Source organism: Nocardiopsis sinuspersici (assembly GCF_001998325.1).
Lineage (GTDB): Bacteria > Actinomycetota > Actinomycetes > Streptosporangiales > Streptosporangiaceae > Nocardiopsis > Nocardiopsis sinuspersici.
Genome location: NZ_MCOK01000001.1, coordinates 1,715,864 through 1,732,292, shown reverse-complemented (window position 1 = coordinate 1,732,292; position 16,429 = coordinate 1,715,864). Strand labels below are relative to the sequence as shown.

The following is a 16,429-nucleotide window of genomic DNA, read 5'->3' as shown; positions in this document are numbered from 1 at the left end:
GACGGAGTCAGTTCCGCCCATGGTCGGCCCCGGTCTTCAACGCCTCCACACGAGACCTCTCCCGCGCCACCGCGAGCTGTTCGGAGGTGGCCTCCGAGGCCTCACCGGTGGCCGCGTCATAGCCGTCGGCCCACTCCCCCGTCTCGAAGTCGTAGCCGACCGGCTCGCCTTCTTCGTTGGTGCGCTGGTACCACTCGGTGTAGCTCTCGTCGGTGGAGTCGATACCCGCCCCGGCCCCGTCTCCGGGACTTGATTCCACGACCTTCAGGGAGAAGTCGTCGCCGTACCGGTCCACTCCCTCGGTGACGGCGTTGTTCATCGCCGTGTCGACATAGTGCATGCGCAGGGCGAGAGGATCGGTGCGCAGTTCCTTGAACCACGCGATGATGGCGACGATCAGCACGAGCGCGAAAGGCACCGCTGTGACGATCACGAGCCGCTGCAGGCCTTCCAGTGCCGTCGCGTCGCCGAGAAGCAGCATCACGATCGCGATTCCCGACATGACCAGGCCCCAGAAGACGACCACCCAGAGGCGGGGCGTCTGGTCCCCCTGTGTGGTGAGCATGCCCATCACGACCGACGCGGAGTCGGCGGCGGTGACGAAGAAGATCGCGAGCACCAGGATCACGACGAAGGGCAGCCACTCGACATACGGCAGGTTGTCGATGAGGGCGAAGAGCACCTCGGGCGCGGGCATGCCCTCGGTGAATCCGGGCGCGCCTTCCCGGTACATCCAGATGGAGGTGCCACCCATCACTCCGTAGGCGATGAAGAGCAGCGAGGACGGGATGAGGATCGTGCCGAGGATGAACTGGCGAATGGTGCGACCGCGGGAGATGCGCGCGAGGAAGATGCCCACGAAGGGCGACCAGGAGATCCACCACGCCCAGTAGTAGACGGTCCACATCGATTGGAATTCCTGTGTCTCAGTACCCCACGAGAGCGAGCGGCCCATCATGTCGAACAGGGACCCGAGGTACTCCATGATCGCCGAGGGGAGCAGGTTCACGAGGAACAGTGTGGGGCCGAGGAAGAGAACGATCGCGACCATGCCGATCGTGAGCACGATGTTCATGTTCGACAGGTACCGGATGCCCCGCGCGACGCCCGAGACGGCCGAGACGACGAAGCCGACGGTCAAAATCGCGATGATGACGACCAGGGTGTCGTTCGTGAGTTCCCCGGCACCCGACACGATGCTGACACCGGCGCCGATCTGCATCGCCGCGATACCGAGGGCGGCGGCGGTGCCGAAGAGTGTCGTGATGATCGCGAAGATGTCGACGAGCTTTCCGGCAAAGCCCTCGGTGAGTCGTCGGCCGAACAGGGCGCGAAAGATCGAGGACATGAGCATGGAGCGGCCGCGGCGGTATGCGGCGTAGGCGACGGCCCCGCCGACCAGCGCGTAGATGGCCCACGCGTGAAAGCCCCAGTGGTAGTACATCTGGGCGAGAGCCGTGTGCAGGGCCTCGACCGACTCCGGCTCGCTGGTCAGCGGAGGCGGTGAGATGAAGTAGCCGAGCGGCTCCGAGGGCCCCCAGAACAGGACCGCCACACCCAGCCCGGCGGCGAACAGCATGGCCGTCCAGGAGAACGTGCTGAACTCGGGACGCTCGCCGTCCTTGCCCAGCGGGATCCTCCCGTAGGGCGAGAGCGCTATGCCCAAGGTGGCGACGAGCACGACGATGGCCACGACGTTGAACATCCAGCCGAGGTTGTCGGTCGACCAGTAGAAGGCTGTCTCAGCGACCGCGGCGACGCTCCCCGGGGACCAGATGCCCCAGACGACGAAAGCGACCGTCAGCGAGCCGGCGATCGCGAAAACGAGCCAGTCGACCCGGTAGTGGCGGCGCTGCTCGTCGATCGAGATGCCCGGCACAAGGACCGGGTGTGTGTCGTGGGGGTAATCGGGATGCCGGTAGTCCAGGCTTCCGAGTGCGGAATGACTCGCCCGGCTCTGGGACCCCGGGGTCTGGTCCCTGCCTTTGTCGTCCTTGCGTCCCTCCCCGTGGTGGCCCGGTTGTTCTTTTCCTCTATGTGGTTTTTCGGACATGACGAACACAGCCTCTGGATATCAAAGCATGGGTGCAGATCATGCCTGGGAGGGCACGAACGCACACCAAGAAAGCGAAACAAATGGATTGAGAAACCGGCGATTATTTCGCCTGGCCTCGACAGAACCAGTAGCAGTCACCGCTGCGGGTGCTACAGAATGGTATGCACGTATCTTTGCATACGTGTTGGTCCGGGAGTCTTCGGCCGCCTTTCCGGCGATGCCGATTCAATGCCCCGGAGGGCGCCTGGTTACGGCTCGCCGCCCGACCAGCCGATCGCCACGCCCGCCCACGAGTCGTTCTCGTAGCCGATCGTGTCGGTCGGGGCCGGGGAGGTGGCCAGGCCATGGAGTACGGCTCGAACCGTAGGGCGCCTCATGAGCCCGGTCCTTGGCTGGCGTTGCACCAACGATGCGAATTCCGACATAAGTAATTATACTAACCGCATTATATGCAACTGTCAACCGGGCGAATGGGAATTCGATGCAGCAACTGGCTTGCGCACCCACCGTTGGGATCAGCAGAAATATTGTGCTCGCCATCCTGGGGGAGTTTGCTCTTCCCTGGTTTGCCTTGCCGGGGAATTCATCGACAGGACCAGGGGGGAGCACACTCCCCTTGGGCCGCCGCGGGAAGCGTAATCAGCGGTTTCCTTTCGGATCGAACGTCGTTCGGTCGCTTGCCCGCCATAATGGTGGGCACCACTGCCGAGAGATGTCGGATACCGTTGGATTCCGGCTTCGGTGGAACCGGTGCGCGAGCGCAGCGACGAGGTTATGCGTATTTCCTCGGTGCTGGCGTCTCTCATTCCTCCCAGGGCTGGGAGCCTCCATCACACCCGGTGGGAAACAGTGCCGTGCCGGTCCGGAACTGCGAAGCACAAACGGAACACACACCGGTTCCTGGCGACGTCCGATGGCACCTCGTGAGGTATTCGCCGGCCACGGACCGGCGGCGGTGCCCCGCCCTGGGTATGACCGCTTCCGCACTACCTCCGGTCGACTTCGGAATTCCTGAGGTCTTCGAGCAGCCGGAGTGAATTCTCCAGTTCCTGCCGGTGCACGGCAGGACGCTCTTTCGCAAGAGCTGTCTTGATCTCGACGGCTCGGGTGATGGCTTCGAGGGCTTCTTCGACCCGCCCCAGCTCACCCAGACGAACGGCTTGGTTGTTCAGAGCCAAGGCGAGATCGGGCAGGTGGACGTCGGGGCGTTGCTCGGCCAGGGCACGGCAGTGATGGACGGCCTGGGTGACCGCCTCCAAAGCCTCCTCGGTCCGCCCCAGATCACCCAGATGAACGGATTGGTTGTTCAGAGCCAGGGCGAGATCGGGCAGGTGGACGTCGGGGCGTTGTTCGGCGAGCACCCGGTAGTGACGGACGGCTTCGGTGATGGCTTCAAGGGCTTCTTCGACCCGCCCCAGACCACCCAGACGAACGGCTTGGTTGTTCAGAGCCCTGGCCAGGCCGGGCAGGTGGACGTCGGGGTGCTGTTCGGCGAGCGCCCGGTAATGGTGGACGGCCTGGGTGATGGCCTCGAGCGCTTCTTCGACCCGCCCCAGACCACCCAGACGGAGCGCCTGGTTGTTCAGGGATCCGGCGAGGTCGGGTAGGTGGGCGTCGGGGTGTTGTTCTGCCAGGGCACGGCAGATGTCGACGGCTCGGATAATGGCTTCGAGGGCTTCTTCGACCCGCCCCAGATCACCCAGACGGTTGGACTGGCTGTTGAGGGTCCTGACTAGCTCGGGCAGGTGGACGTCGGGGTGCTGTCGGGCCACGGTGTGGCGGATGTAGACGGCTTCGGTGACCGTCTCCAGGGCCTCCTCGGCCCGTCCCAGGTCGCCCAGACGAATGGATTGGTTGTTCAGAGCCAGGGCGAGGTCGGGCAGGTGGGCGTCGGGGTGCTGTTCGGCGAGCACCCGGTAGTGACGGACGGCCTGGGTGATGGCCTCGAGCGCTTCTTCGACCCGCCCCAGACCACCCAGACGGAGCGCCTGGTTGTTCAGGGATCCGGCGAGGTCGGGTAGGTGGGCGTCGGGGTGTTGTTCTGCCAGGGCGCGGCGGATGTCGACGGCTCGGATGACGGCTTCGAGGGCTTCTTCGACCCGCCCCAGATCTGCTAGGCGGTTGGACTGGTTGTCCAGGGCCATCGCGAGGCCGGGCAGGTGGACGTCGGGGTCCTGTTCGGCGAGCACCCGGTAGTGACGGACGGCTTCGGTGACGGTCTCGAGCCCTTCTTCGACCCGCCCCAGACCACCCAGACGGAGCGCCTGGTTGTTCAGGGCCCTGGCCAGATCGGGTAGGTGGGCGTCGGGATGTTGTTCGGCCAGCGCCCGATAGTGACGGACGGCTTCGGTGACGGCTGCAAGGGCTTCGCCGGCCCGCCCCAGGTCTGCTAGGCGGTTGGACTGGTTGTCCAGGGCCAATGCGAGGCTTGGGAGATGGGCGTCTGGGTGTTGCTCGGTCAGGGCACGGCGGATACGGACGGCTTCGGTGACCGCTTCCAGGGCCTCCTCAGCCCGCCCCAGATCACCCAGACGAACGGCTTGGTTGTTCAGGGCCATCGCGAGGCCGGGCAGGTAGGCGTCGGGGTCCTGCTCGGCTTGTTCTCGACGCGCTTCGGCCAGGCGCGCGCTCAGGCGCTCGGCCCACACCGCCAGCCGCTGGCTGGACAGGGGCAGGGCATCGCTGAGGTCTTCGAGGGCTTCGGGCGAGATAGCAGGATCGGCTGTCGCGTCTTCCAGAGCTTGAACGAGCGGACCGGGGTGCTCTACCTGTGTGGCCACGTCGATGACCGCTGGACCCAGCGTGTGGATGTGGCGTGTGCACAGTGTGGTCAGGTGCCCTCCTACCGTGGGAAGGGCGGGGTGTGCGGCCGCGCGGGCGTACAGGGTCACCAGACGTTCGGCGTCCGCGGCTGTGATGGTGTCCAGATGGGGGTCGAACAGGGCGGGGTCGCGCTGGAGGCGCTGGCCGAGGAAGTACTCCAACAGCCGGTCCGGTTGCAGGTGTCCCCATGCTTCGGCTCCATCCGGGGAGTACAGGGCGCTGATCCACAGGCGGATCTGGTGTTTACGGGCGGTGGTCTGGCCCTCCAGCACCGCGGCGCTTCCCAGGAGGTGGTCTGCTTCCTCGACGTCGGCGGGGGTGAGGGTGAAAAGCAGGGCCAGCACGTCGCGCAGGGGTTGCGCGAGGTCGGCGTCGCCCAGGCCGTAGGCGGCGGCGGTCTGCTCCCAGTAGCGGAACTCGTGAGCCAGCACCCGATCCTCCACTGCACTGTCGACCGTGACGACAGTGGACTGTTGGGTGGCGTCCAGCAGGTCGGCCAGGGCACGCATGTGCACACTCAGCACCGTCTCCCACTCCGCACCGGACAGGTCCGGATCGGCCAGGCCGGCCGCGACCCGGTCCCAGTCGGCCGGGTGTGGTGTGCGGGCCACGGGCAGTGCGGCGGCGAGGTGACCCAGGGCGGTGCGGTACTCCTGGGCGCGCTCGACCACGCGGGGAGTCAGTGGTGGCAGGGGAAGTCGTCGGGTGATGTCGGCCAGCAGGTGGCCGGTATCCGTGTTGGCCTGCTCCCACCACTCGCCCACGGTGCGCACCAACAACAGCAGCCGAACGGGGGCGTGGCCCGGGGGCCGGTCGCACAGCCGGAGCAGGCGGACCAGCTGTGCGGTGCGGGTCTCGGCGTAGTCCACCACCACCAGCAACGGGGCCGTGGTGTCCTTGACCGGATCCAGTTCCTCGGCGGTGGTGTTCTCCTTGAGCCATACGGTGGCCCACCGTCGCCCCTGGGCGTCAGGGCGGGCCAGGCGTGCGGTGAGTTCGTGGGCCAGTCGGGTCTTGCCCTGCCCGCCGGGCCCGTGCACCACCGTCGCGGAGAGCACGTCATCGCCCTCGCACCACTGTGACAGGGTCTCCATCACTTCGTCACGGCCGTGGAAGTCCACCACCTGGCGGTGGGCCTCCAACAGCGATGCCGGGGAGGGGCGGTGGTGCGTGCGCGGGGTGTGGGTCAGGTGGGCGAGCTCGACCGGCTCCAGCACCAGGGGCACGCCGTGCTCGGCCAACACCGCCCGGAAGGCGGGGTCGTGGTGCAGGACGTAGGCCGGCACGACCTCCAGGGCGGCGTGGTCACGGTGTTCGAGGTCGGTAGCCACCACGCCCACCAGCAGTTGGCCGTCGCCACAGCGCATCGCGGCCCCGGACAGGCCCGCCCACAACGAACGGCGCTGCCCGGCCTGCTCTTGTTGTCGGATCTCGTGGGGGTGCCAGCGGGGCGGGTGGGCGCTCAGGTCCATCACGTGCCGGTGGTTGACGAAGTGGTTGCCCGGGGCCACCCTGCCCACCAACTGCGCGGTCTCCGCGGCCCGACCCGGGCGTTGCACCAGGTCGGGAAACCCCCACACCTCGCACGGGGTGTGGGGGGTGGTGGTGACCAGCCGCCCCCACCGGGTCGTCACCGCACGCTCGGCCCAGTCAGGGCCCGTGATGTGGATCAGTGCGGCGTCGTCATGCCCATGGGGAGTGCCGCGCCAGACCACCTGCCCGGTGTGGGGCTGGTGGTCGACGGCCGTGTGCACCTGCACATGACCATCGAGTGCGGGCACGGTGTGGGCACTGGTCAACACCAGGCGCGGGGCGAGCACGTACCCTGACCCGCTGCCGTGGGGGGTGGTGATGCGGGTGATGCGCTGGGCGGTGTCCAACATGCTCTCCGGTCATGGGCACGAGGGGCTGCCAGAGGACGGGCGGGTGCCTCAGCGGGTGTAGGAGGGAGGTGGCGTGATGTCGGTGTTCTGCCGGGTGCTGGTGATGGACACGTCGCCGTCGGGGGTGTCCTTGGGGTGGGGGGTGAGGGTGAAGGAGACCCGGTGGGTGCGGGCCCGGCTCGCCCCGGTCTCGATCTCGCCGGAGGCGATCCAGGCGGAGAGTTTGCCCTTGGCCTTGCCATCGAGACGGAACTGGACCTCGAAGTCCATCTGGATGGGCCCGACCTTGAAAGTGATGTCGGGGCTTTGGGTCTCGGCCTCCTCGACCGCCTCGGTCAGCTCCTCGCGCAACGTGCGGACGGCGTCGGTCAGGCGAAGCTCCACGCGGGTCTCCTCAAAGGGCAGGGGATGAAAGAGTGCGAGCCTACGATCGCAGAACCCGCGCTGTGGCGTGGACGAGGGGCTGGCCGTATCCGGCCAGGCTGCTTCCCCCGGTCAATGACGGCTTTGATACGTGCCGGGACCGCCTCCTGTCACCCGGCACGAGACACCATCGCCGAGCCGCCGTGCGGCCCGGCTTCGGTACCTGTAGGTAACCGGAACGGGGGAGCACGACAGGAGCCATGCGACACCACCGGCCCCAGGCCGGCCCACGGGTTCGCCCCGGCTGGCCTGGGGCTTCCGCGTTCCTGGAGTCTGGTGCCGATCAGACCACACATGTGCCGGGGTAACGGTGGTCAGGGCTTCCGTGCCCAGGACCGGGCTTCGGTGAGGGCGGTCGTGACGACGGTGGCGTCGATGGTGACCACGGCCATCTCCCAGACCTGTACACCTGCGCGGAAGCTGATGAAGCGCACATCGCCGAGTGCCGCCTCCCTCAAGGAGGACGGCTCCCTCACGTCGAGTACCTCGGTGGGGCCTGGTACGGGAACGGGTGCCGCGTAGGTGCGCAACGGCCGCCACCCGCGCCAGGTGAGGCGTTCGGATGCGGCGAAGTGCATGACCAGGACTCCCTGCCGGAAGACGCGACCGTGTCTCAGGTGCGCCACGGAGTGCAGGGGAAGGCCTTGGCGCAGTTCGGTGAGGTCCTGCTCGGCGATTTCTGGATTGCCGCCCCGGATACCCCACCACCACTGACGGGGATCACGGATGAGGTCCGGGATGCTTCTGGTGCCTGCGGTGTTACGGGACGCAAGGGTCATGCGCGGCTTTCTGGGATCGTTCCTGGTACCGGAGAAGTCTGCGCACCTTCTGACGGAAGGAGCACGGTGCCGGTTCCTGTGTCCAGGTGCTGTCCTTGGCGGTGCTCGGCCCGGGCCGCGCCACCGCCTACCGGATCCTGTGTCGAGGTGCCTTCCCGGTGCCCGCGCACCGGGCAAGGCGTGGGTGGTGCCCGCCGCCGGAGTCCTGACCCGCCTCGATTGGGACCACCTGGCCTTTCCGCCACGGAGTGGGTGTGGGTGCGGTGCGCGTGGTGACCACAGGAAAGGTGAGAAGTAGATGGCTTCTCACGACGGGTCGGTGTTCAAGCGCTGCGGATGCCGCGGCCAGGTGACCGGCAAGTTCCTGGGGACGAAGTGCCCCCGGCTGTGCTGGGAGGAGGGCGGTTGGAGTCCCCGGCACGGGGAGTGGGGGTTCCAGTTGGAGCCGCCCCGCACCGCGGAGGGCGGGCGCGCCAGGCCAGGCGCACCGGGTTGGGCTCGCAGGAGGAAGCCCAGCGGGCGATCGACTACCTCAAGGCGTTGATCCACCTGGCCGAGGTGAGGACGAGGTCCAGGTCGCGGACCTGATCCAGGCCGCTCTGCGGGGCCGCCGCCTTGTCTCCGTATGCGCACAAGAGCCTTCGGGCGGACCGGAGCAGTTACGAGTTCGCCGTCTCGATGGTCTTGACTCCCTCCCCAGATCCTTAACTTCACGGCCTTGGACGAAAAAGGCTCATCGGTACCGGGGCCTGTCAGCCGAGGACTCGGTCGACGACATCGGTGATGAACTCAGGTGTCGCCGCCTCGCCCTCATAGGTCACGCGAACCAGAACGGCGCCGACGAGCATGGCGAGGGAGGGGACGACGTCGCGGGCCGGAAGATGCGCGGCGAGGATGTCGCGGATGCCGTTCGTGGCGGTCTCGTAGAGGCGGTTCCGGAGATCGCGCGCGCCCTCGTCCCGTCCGGCGCGCTCGATGACTCCGGCCATCAGTTGGTCGTAGCGGCGCTCGGACAGGGTGAGCGCGAATCTCCCGAGGAACGTGTGGAGGTCCTCCCGGAGGTTCCCGCTCGGCGACGGAGGCGTGGAGTCCTCGCAGATCCTGTCGATCGCGTCCCGCATGAGATCGGTCGGGGTGGGCCAGTGCGCGTAGACGGTCGCCTTCGAGTACCCCGACCTTCGAGCGACCTCCGCGTGCGTCGCCGCTCCCCATCCGTCCTCGAGCAGGATGGCGGCGCTCGCTTGGATCACGTCGCGTCGGGTTCGCGCCACGCGCGGGTCTCTCGGGTCACTGGACGACTTGGCCACGGATTGAGGCTATCTTCTTCTGCTCGATCAGACCAATAATGGACTTCGAGTACAGTACTGAACTATGAGTCAAATAAGTGCTCGAACCACAAGGAGAGCCGCCCCATGACCGCCACTTCGGTGCCGAGCGTCCAGCGATCGATCGTCCAGACCCGGTACGGCGCCGCGCGTGACGTGCTCGCACTGTCCGAGGACATGCCCGTGTGCGCTCCAGGCGAGCAGGAAGTACAGGTACGTGTGCGGGCATCACCGATCAACCCCATCGACTGGCAGATGATCGAGGGAAACCGGCGCCTGGTCACTCGTCCACGATTCCCCTTCACACCGCTGTTCGATCTCGCGGGAGTCGTCACCGCGGTTGGCGACAGCGTCACCCCCGCCTCCGCGATTGGGCTGCTCGCGACGATCACCGCCCGCCGGATCCGGGGCTCGGGCGCACGAGGCGTGAAATACGTACCGGTCTTCCTCGGAGCCTCCGGCCCCCTGTTCGTCGAAGGTGACGACGCCAGGGTCCACATCGCCCGCACCTTTCCGCTGACAGTCGAGGAAGTGAACGCGGCGATCGACGAGAGCCGTCCGGGGCGCACCGTCGGGAAGCCGGTGCTCACGCGATGACGGGCACGCCACGATCCCACGAGTCGGCCGCGGTTCCCGCGCTCGCCTCCCCGCTCCGTCTACCCCGAGGAATTACTGTCGCGAACCGCCTGGTCAAGGCAGCGATGGAGGAGCAGCTCGCAGACACCGGAGGTCATCCGGGCGGGCGGTTCGTCACGCTCTACCGCACCTGGGACCGCGGCGGCGCGGGCATGATCCTGACCGGCCACGTTATGGTTGATCGCTTCGCCGTCGCACAGCCGGGCGACGTTATCTTGGACGGTTCCAGCGACCTCACACCCTTCCGGGCATGGGCACAGGCGGCACTGAACAGTTCGCTGTGGATGCAGATCAACCACCCGGGTCGCGTGGTCCAGCGCGACACCGGCTCGAGAGCGCTCGCTCCCTCGGCGGTCCCCGTGAGGGTCGGCTCGCTGTCCAAACTCTTCGCCACGCCGGTACCGATGACCGAGGACGACATCCACGAGACCATCGAACGGTTCGCCACCACGGCGGCGCTGGCGGAAGAGTCCGGTTTCGCGGGTGTCGAGATCCATGCGGCGCACGGTTACCTGCTCGCCCAGTTCCTCTCCCCGCTCGTGAACAGGCGTGACGACCAGTGGGGCGGGTCGCTGCGCGATCGCGCCCGGCTGCTCCTCGAGGTCGTGGCCGCCGTCCGTGCGCGCGTGTCAGCGGGCTTCGGTATCGCCGTCAAACTCAACTCCGCGGACTTCCAGCGCGGAGGCTTCGACCTCCACGACGCACGCCAGGTGATCGACTGGCTCAGCGACGGCGTCGACTTCGTCGAACTCTCAGGAGGAAGCGTCGAATCACTCGCCACCGCGGGGCACCCCGCGGACGGACGCACCCTCGAACGCGAGGCCTACTTCCTGAAACTCGCCGGAGAACTCGTAGAACACGCTTCGGTGCCCCTCATGCTCACCGGTGGTATCCGGCGAGCGCGGGTCGCGCAGGACGTGCTCACACGAGGGTTCTCGCTCGTGGGTGTGGCCACCGCACTGGCCCAACAGCCCGACGCCCCTCAGCGGTGGCTCGCGGGCCAGGACGCCGAAGTCGAGCCGCCGTGCACGCTGGTCCGCTCCAAGTCCCTTCGCGCCGCGGCCGTGCAGGCGAGCGTCACCGCACGTATGCACGAACTGAGCCGCGACAGACCGAACCGGTCCGTTCCGCCGCTCGCTGCCCTCGTCCTGGACCAGTGCAAGCGCTCACGTGCGATCCGTCGTCACCGACGAGCGGGGCCGCCTTCACCTTGAAGCGGCCTGGTGTTCCCGGAGAGACGGGGTGGGGTGGGCCGTGAGCGTCGGCTGGCTGTGACCGGCTACCGCGCTGAGCCGTGGAAAACAGAAGTGCGGGCCGAGATCCGACTCGACCCGCACCAGAAGGTCGACGCTTCCCGTGGGGAAAGGGTTCGTGTCCGAGGGGGACTTCGACCATTCCCCCATCAGGACTGGGCTCCCTGGTCCTGAGCACTGACCTGTCCCTGGACAGGCGATGATCTGCAATGGATTCTTCCCGCTGGTCCTGCTGGACCACTATCGTCGCCGTGCTGATGCTGGCCGTGATCGCGGCCGTGGTGAGCTACAGCCATATGTATGAACTCGCCCTGCGGCAGAGCGAGCCGGAGTGGCGTGCGGCGCTGTTCCCGCTGTCGGTGGACGGCATGATCGTCGCCTCACGATCACCTGGAAGTCCCCGTTGAGGGCTTCGATGGTTCGCTGGATCGTCTTGTAGAGGTTGAGCAGAGCGGTTCTGTCGGGCCCGCCAGAGCGACGTTGTCGGGGCTATCTTCGGGAAAGCAGACCTGGGATGGCTGGTCAAGGATGAGGAAGCGTGGCACGGGACAACTTGTCTGGCGCCGGGAGCTATGGAGGCTCTGGTGTGTGCCGCGTTTCGTGATGACTAACCTGGGCCGTGTGGAGCTCACGGGCTGTGGCCATGCGGACGTGCGGCTGCCTTCACCGCTGGAGGAAGTCGACGATGAGCTCCTGCGCGAGCACGGGGTCCGTTTGCTGCTCAAACGCGACGACCTCATCAGCGCCGAGGTGCCGGGCAACAAGTGGCGCAAGCTCCACCCCAACCTCCGTGCGGCACACGGGCAGGGCCACTCCACGCTGCTGAGCTTCGGCGGGGCCTACTCCAACCACATCCGAGCGGTGGCCGCGGCCGGCAGGGCGTGCGGGTTCTCGACCATCGGCATCATCCGAGGCGAAGAGCACCTTCCGCTCAACTGGTCGCTCACCTACGCCGCACAACAGGGCATGCGGCTGGAGTACCTGGACCGGACGACCTACCGGTCCAAGCACACACCCGCGGTCGTCGACGGGTTGCACGAGCGGTTCGGCGACTTCTACCTGTTGCCCGAAGGTGGAAGCAACGCCCTGGCCGTGCGCGGCTGCGCTCCGATCGCCGACGAGATCGACGAGGACTTCGACGCCATCTGCTGTGCGTGCGGCACGGGTGGAACACTCGCCGGTCTGGCGGCAGGTCTGGCCCCAACGCAGGAAGCCATCGGCTTCTCGGTGCTCAAGGGCGGTGACTTCCTCACCGAGGAGGTACGCCGGTTCCAGGAGGAGGCCGGTGTGGTGACCGACAACTGGTCGATCGAGACCGGTTACCACTTCGGGGGATTCGCCAAGCATCCACCTGGGTTGGCCGCCTTCATCGAGGAGTTCCACGCGCGCCACGGGGTGCTGCTGGAGCGGATCTACGTGGCCAAGATGCTCGCCGGGGTCTACGACCTGGTGGCGCGCGGCAGGTTCCGCCGGGGCAGCACCGTGGTCGCGCTCATCACCGGCCCGGCCGAGGGGACGTGACGAGCGATGAGCACTCACAGCCTCATGTGGTACTCGCGGATGGTCCTGTGTGAGGAGGCGTGGTCCACCCACGTGAGGGCCCACTCGCCGGAGTCGACCGAGAAGTCCTTGCCGAACCCCGACCACTTGCCCTTCATGGCGCGCCCCATCGGGTTGATGAGGAGCTGCGGAGTGCCGTGGTGGCCCACGCCGCGGTAGTGACCCGTGAGCGAGGCCCGCTCTCGCTCCAGGAGCCGCCAGCCACACCACGGGCTGTGACGTGGACGTCCAAGGATTCCAAGCGCTCCGCGGCTGCCAGGGCCCGCTCCCCCTCCGTATCGGCATCGGAGGTTCCATGAGCCACGAGCAGGGGCAGCTCATCGGCGACGGACTTCGCCCGGTGGGCGGGGTCTTCCGGCGCTGGCGCAGCCATCGGTGCCGGTCGCGGGAATGGCAGGCCTTGTCGCCGTGGAACTTGGCCGGGCGGCGCCTGCACGCTGATCTGTTGCCGCGCACTCACCAGATGAGACGAGCTCTTAGTTGTTTTTGCATGGGGCCGATGAGTTCCGCGGGATGGTCCGGTCTATCTGAACGACGGCCGACCAAAGAGAAGGGATCTGCGGCCATGAAGCTGACGACCATCACGAACGTCTCTGTCGATGGGGTGATGCAGGGACTCGGCGGGCCGGACGAGGACCGCAGGGGCGGCTTCGAACGCGGCGGATGGGCCCTGCCGCTCTTCGGCGACGAGGCCGAGATGTTCCTCGGCGAGGTCTACCAGCGCGCCGATGCCTTCCTGTTCGGCCGACGGACCTACGAGATCTTTGCCGGCTCCTGGGGAACAATGCCAGATCCGAGCACCAGCCCCATCGCAGCGGCGTTGAACACGCGGCCCAAATACGTGGCATCGTCCACGCTCAGCGACCCGAGATGGGCGAACACGACCGTCCTCTCCGGAGACGTCGCGGCCGCCGTCGCAGAGCTGAAAACCAAGCGGGAAGGGGAACTACAGGTCCACGGAAGCGGCAGCCTGGTCCGCTGGCTACTCGACAACCACCTTGTCGACGCGATCACCCTGTTGACCTACCCCGTGGTCGTCGGCCAGGGCACACGGCTGTTCCCCGACACCGGTCCGGACGCAGCACTCGACCTGGTTGACTCCCGAGCCTTCACGGGTGGCATAACGATCCAGGTCTACCGGACCAGCGGCCGCCCACAGTACGCAACGAACACACGGACCTGACGTACGAGACGCAGGTACCGCGCCACTGGACGCGGGCCGCCTCTGCCCCGGCCAAGCCCCATTGTGCGCCGATGACGTCGAGCCGGTCGGCGGTCAGGTTCCAGCGCCCGCGCGGGTGCCCTGCCCCGATTACCTCGGCCGGCGCGGCGGCTCGTTGGACGGGCGTCCAACACGAGATCGATGACAGAACGATGAGGTACTCCTAAGAACTCCTAACGGAATGACTATCTGGGGTCGGCTGCCTGACGTGGGGTGTCGTCGGGCAGCATGGGGCGATGCACTTCGATCAGCCGCTTCCTCGCGAGGTGAAGGTCATCGATTCATCCTCGCTGTTCAGGCTAGAAGAGCGTGCGCGTGCCCTCGGCTTGAACCAGCGGTTGGACCCGGCATGGGTGCAAGCGAATGCGGCGCCCGACGGAAGCCACTACCTGTGGCCGGCCCTGTGGAACAGCCTGTCCCATCGCCCGGACGTTCCACGTCAGTTGCGGTGTGAGCTGTTGGTCACCTTGAGTACCGGAGGCCGCGTGCTGAGCCTGCTAGACGTGCTTCCCGACGGCTTCACCTCGCTGCCGAGGGTGACCTCACGCGAAGAAGGCATGCATGTCAGTCGGCTGCTCGACCGTGCTCCTTCGGTCAGGGAATGGCTACTGCGGGAGAGCGGAGACTCGGACCGGCTGTGACAGGCGTCGTCGGCAGATGGGTTCGCATCCGAAGGTGAGGAAGACTTCGTGGATATCGTCATCGACTTCCCACGGCTTCGGCCGAGCCGCTCCACACCCCGATCAACGGTCCCGGAACGATCCAACCACCTCGAAAACCATTCCGTTAGGAGTTCTTAGAGCTCAGCTCATTTGGTGAGTTCGCGGTAGCAGATCAGTGTGAGGCGATGCCGGCGAAAGCCAGGAAGTGATCGGCTTCGCGCTCGTAGCGGCGGTGCAGGCGGCGGCATCCGGCCAACCAGGCCATGGTGCGCTCCACCTGCCACCGGTGTCGTCCCAACCGCTGAGAGAACTCCACCCCTTTACGGGCCAGACGGTGGACGATCCCCCGCTGGCGTAGCCATCGGCGCAGGTGGTCGTAGTCGTATCCCCTGTCGCCGTGCAGCTTGGCGGGCCTGCGCCGCCCCGGCCCGCGGCGAGAGCGGAGTCGGGTGGGTGCCTCGGGCACCACCCTCTGGAACAGCTCCCACAGTCCGTCCGGCACCAACCGCTCAACCATCGACACGCGGCCAGGTCACCGAGAACCCAAATGAGATGAGCTCTAAGGACTCCTAACAAAAGTGGTGGGCTTGACCTGGTCAGAGGTCGGTATCGTTCACGAGGCCGCCGGGTAGCGGGACGTGGTCAGCCGCGTAATCGCACGCGATAAACCCGACGACGTCGGCGATCATCCCCGGGATACTGGTCGCCCATGGATGAGATCAAAGTCGTCGTCGCCCATTCCGAGCGCGCGACCCTGCGCGCTGGCGACGTGTTCTTGAAGGTGGACGCCGATCAGGCGCGCATCGACGTCGAGGCCGAGGCGATGTCCCTCGCGCCGGTCCCGACTCCGGAGGTCCTGTGGCGCAAGCCGCCCGTGCTTGCGATCGCCTCCGTCCCGGGGACGGTGCTCGGCCGTCTCGGTGAGCCGTCGACCGCGTCGTCAGCGGCGTGGGCCGCGGCGGGTGCCGTCATCCGGCAGTTGCACGAGGCCCCGTTGCCGCCCTGGCCCGGCCGGCGCCGCCGGGGTCCCGACGAGTTGGCGGCGGAACTCGACGGCGAGTGCGAGTTGCTCGTGACGAACGGTGTCCTACCCGCTGACCTGGTCACCCGCAACCGCCAGGTCGCCGAGGCCGCGCTCCGGCCGTGGACTCCGGTGTTCACGCACGGCGACCTGCAGATCGAGCACGTCTTTGTCGACGGCGACGAGGTCACCGGCATCATCGACTGGTCCGAGGCGGGCCGGGGTAATGCCCTGTTCGACCTTGCCACCTTGACGCTCGGACACGAGGAGCACCTCGACGACGTCATCGCCGGTTATGGCACCGACGTCGACCTCGACGTGATCCGCGCGTGGTGGTCGTTGCGAAGCCTGCTGGGGGTCCGCTGGCTGGTCGAGCACGGCTTCGACCCCTTCGCGCCGGGCTGTGAGGTCGACGTGCTGAGATCCCGGCTGTGAGGCTGCGCGGGCCCGACTGCTGTGGGTGCGTTCTGACGCATCGAGCAGGCCATCCCCTGGGTCGCACCGCCTGCCCTTAGCTCCCGACAAAGTGCGGTGCGCAGTCGTCGCCAGCAGATGACGGCGCACTCGAGGGTGACGAACGCGTGGTGGATGTCGCCGCGGATCTCCCAGCGGATGCGCAGGCGGCGGAACCAGTGCAACAGCGCGATAGCTCGAGCGCACCATGGCCTGGCTGGCCGGATGCCGCCGCCTACACCGCCGCTACGAGCGCAAGGCCGACCACTTTCTGGCCTTCGCCGGCATCTCCTGCACGCTGATCTGCTACCGCAGACTGGCCAAATGAGATGA

Annotated in this window: 16 protein-coding genes and 2 pseudogenes; 9 read left to right on the top strand and 9 right to left on the bottom strand. The window is 67.0% G+C overall.

The features are described 5' to 3' along the window. Window positions 1–7: 7 nt before the first annotated feature. The 5 genes from NOSIN_RS07260 to NOSIN_RS07245 form a co-directional block, all read right to left on the bottom strand. Window positions 8–2,053: a BCCT family transporter gene (locus NOSIN_RS07260; protein WP_077693464.1), complete on the bottom strand. Its 2,046-nt coding sequence runs from the start codon at window positions 2,051–2,053 to the stop codon at window positions 8–10. Window positions 2,054–2,304: 251 nt separating this feature from the next. Beyond that, window positions 2,305–2,433 (bottom strand): hypothetical protein, encoded by a 129-nt coding sequence (locus tag NOSIN_RS27990; RefSeq protein ID WP_255528184.1) that lies wholly within the window; start codon window positions 2,431–2,433, stop codon window positions 2,305–2,307. A gap of 609 nt (window positions 2,434–3,042) precedes the next feature. Further along, complete coding sequence (locus tag NOSIN_RS27985) at window positions 3,043–6,762, bottom strand: tetratricopeptide repeat protein (RefSeq protein ID WP_077689996.1); 3,720 nt, start codon at window positions 6,760–6,762, stop codon at window positions 3,043–3,045. Window positions 6,763–6,810: 48 nt separating this feature from the next. Then, window positions 6,811–7,146, bottom strand: a complete 336-nt coding sequence (locus NOSIN_RS07250) for a trypco2 family protein (protein ID WP_077689995.1) — start codon at window positions 7,144–7,146, stop codon at window positions 6,811–6,813. A 353-nt stretch (window positions 7,147–7,499) separates the two neighbouring features. After that, entirely contained in the window at window positions 7,500–7,964 is a 465-nt protein-coding gene (locus NOSIN_RS07245; RefSeq protein WP_077689994.1) for a hypothetical protein, read from the bottom strand. A 405-nt stretch (window positions 7,965–8,369) separates the two neighbouring features. On the opposite strand from NOSIN_RS07245, the gene NOSIN_RS26660 reads away from it, so the two are divergent. After that, window positions 8,370–8,552 (top strand): hypothetical protein, encoded by a 183-nt coding sequence (locus NOSIN_RS26660; RefSeq protein ID WP_143832877.1) that lies wholly within the window; start codon window positions 8,370–8,372, stop codon window positions 8,550–8,552. Window positions 8,553–8,716: 164 nt separating this feature from the next. Here NOSIN_RS26660 and NOSIN_RS07235 read toward each other — a convergent pair whose 3' ends face one another. After that, window positions 8,717–9,235, bottom strand: a complete 519-nt coding sequence (locus NOSIN_RS07235) for a TetR/AcrR family transcriptional regulator (RefSeq protein WP_236743319.1) — start codon at window positions 9,233–9,235, stop codon at window positions 8,717–8,719. A 141-nt stretch (window positions 9,236–9,376) separates the two neighbouring features. On the opposite strand from NOSIN_RS07235, the gene NOSIN_RS07230 reads away from it, so the two are divergent. The 3 genes from NOSIN_RS07230 (at window position 9,377) to NOSIN_RS07220 (ending at window position 11,585) form a co-directional block, all read left to right on the top strand. Further along, window positions 9,377–9,886, top strand: a complete 510-nt coding sequence (locus NOSIN_RS07230; RefSeq protein WP_077689992.1) for an alcohol dehydrogenase catalytic domain-containing protein — start codon at window positions 9,377–9,379, stop codon at window positions 9,884–9,886. After that, window positions 9,883–11,139, top strand: coding sequence for an NADH:flavin oxidoreductase/NADH oxidase family protein (locus NOSIN_RS07225; RefSeq protein ID WP_077689991.1), 1,257 nt, complete (start codon window positions 9,883–9,885; stop codon window positions 11,137–11,139). The genes NOSIN_RS07230 and NOSIN_RS07225 overlap by 4 nt, the downstream gene beginning before the upstream one ends. Before the next feature lie 248 nt (window positions 11,140–11,387). Beyond that, window positions 11,388–11,585: a DUF2637 domain-containing protein gene (locus tag NOSIN_RS07220; protein WP_077689990.1), complete on the top strand. Its 198-nt coding sequence runs from the start codon at window positions 11,388–11,390 to the stop codon at window positions 11,583–11,585. Here the strand turns inward: NOSIN_RS07220 and NOSIN_RS28160 are convergent. Continuing rightward, a complete protein-coding gene (locus tag NOSIN_RS28160; protein WP_366930679.1) occupies window positions 11,565–11,810 on the bottom strand; it encodes a DUF3732 domain-containing protein in 246 nt (81 codons plus the stop codon). The genes NOSIN_RS07220 and NOSIN_RS28160 overlap by 21 nt on opposite strands. Here NOSIN_RS28160 and NOSIN_RS07215 point away from each other — a divergent pair. Then, window positions 11,782–12,699: a 1-aminocyclopropane-1-carboxylate deaminase/D-cysteine desulfhydrase gene (locus NOSIN_RS07215; RefSeq protein WP_077693463.1), complete on the top strand. Its 918-nt coding sequence runs from the start codon at window positions 11,782–11,784 to the stop codon at window positions 12,697–12,699. The two genes, NOSIN_RS28160 and NOSIN_RS07215, sit on opposite strands and share 29 nt — an antisense overlap. A 14-nt stretch (window positions 12,700–12,713) precedes the next feature. Here the strand turns inward: NOSIN_RS07215 and NOSIN_RS27150 are convergent, their stop codons facing one another. Beyond that, window positions 12,714–12,887 carry a hypothetical protein gene (locus NOSIN_RS27150; RefSeq protein ID WP_170293664.1) on the bottom strand — a complete coding sequence of 58 codons (174 nt, stop codon included), beginning with the start codon at window positions 12,885–12,887 and terminating at the stop codon, window positions 12,714–12,716. A gap of 416 nt (window positions 12,888–13,303) precedes the next feature. Here NOSIN_RS27150 and NOSIN_RS07210 point away from each other — a divergent pair, with 416 nt between their 5' ends. Together NOSIN_RS07210 and NOSIN_RS07205 are read left to right on the top strand one after the other, a co-directional pair. Further along, on the top strand, window positions 13,304–13,921 hold the full coding sequence (locus tag NOSIN_RS07210) for a dihydrofolate reductase family protein (RefSeq protein ID WP_077689989.1): 618 nt from the start codon (window positions 13,304–13,306) through the stop codon (window positions 13,919–13,921). 275 nt (window positions 13,922–14,196) lie between these two features. Beyond that, entirely contained in the window at window positions 14,197–14,601 is a 405-nt protein-coding gene (locus tag NOSIN_RS07205; protein ID WP_077689988.1) for a hypothetical protein, read from the top strand. Window positions 14,602–14,768: 167 nt separating this feature from the next. Here NOSIN_RS07205 and NOSIN_RS07200 read toward each other — a convergent pair. Then, a pseudogene (locus NOSIN_RS07200) lies at window positions 14,769–15,058 on the bottom strand (transposase); the annotation flags it as partial. A gap of 273 nt (window positions 15,059–15,331) precedes the next feature. Here NOSIN_RS07200 and NOSIN_RS07195 point away from each other — a divergent pair. Both NOSIN_RS07195 and NOSIN_RS27675 read left to right on the top strand, forming a co-directional pair. Then, on the top strand, window positions 15,332–16,078 hold the full coding sequence (locus tag NOSIN_RS07195; RefSeq protein ID WP_077689987.1) for a phosphotransferase family protein: 747 nt from the start codon (window positions 15,332–15,334) through the stop codon (window positions 16,076–16,078). 214 nt (window positions 16,079–16,292) lie between these two features. Then, a pseudogene (locus tag NOSIN_RS27675) lies at window positions 16,293–16,424 on the top strand (IS5/IS1182 family transposase); the annotation flags it as partial. Window positions 16,425–16,429: the final 5 nt, after the last annotated feature.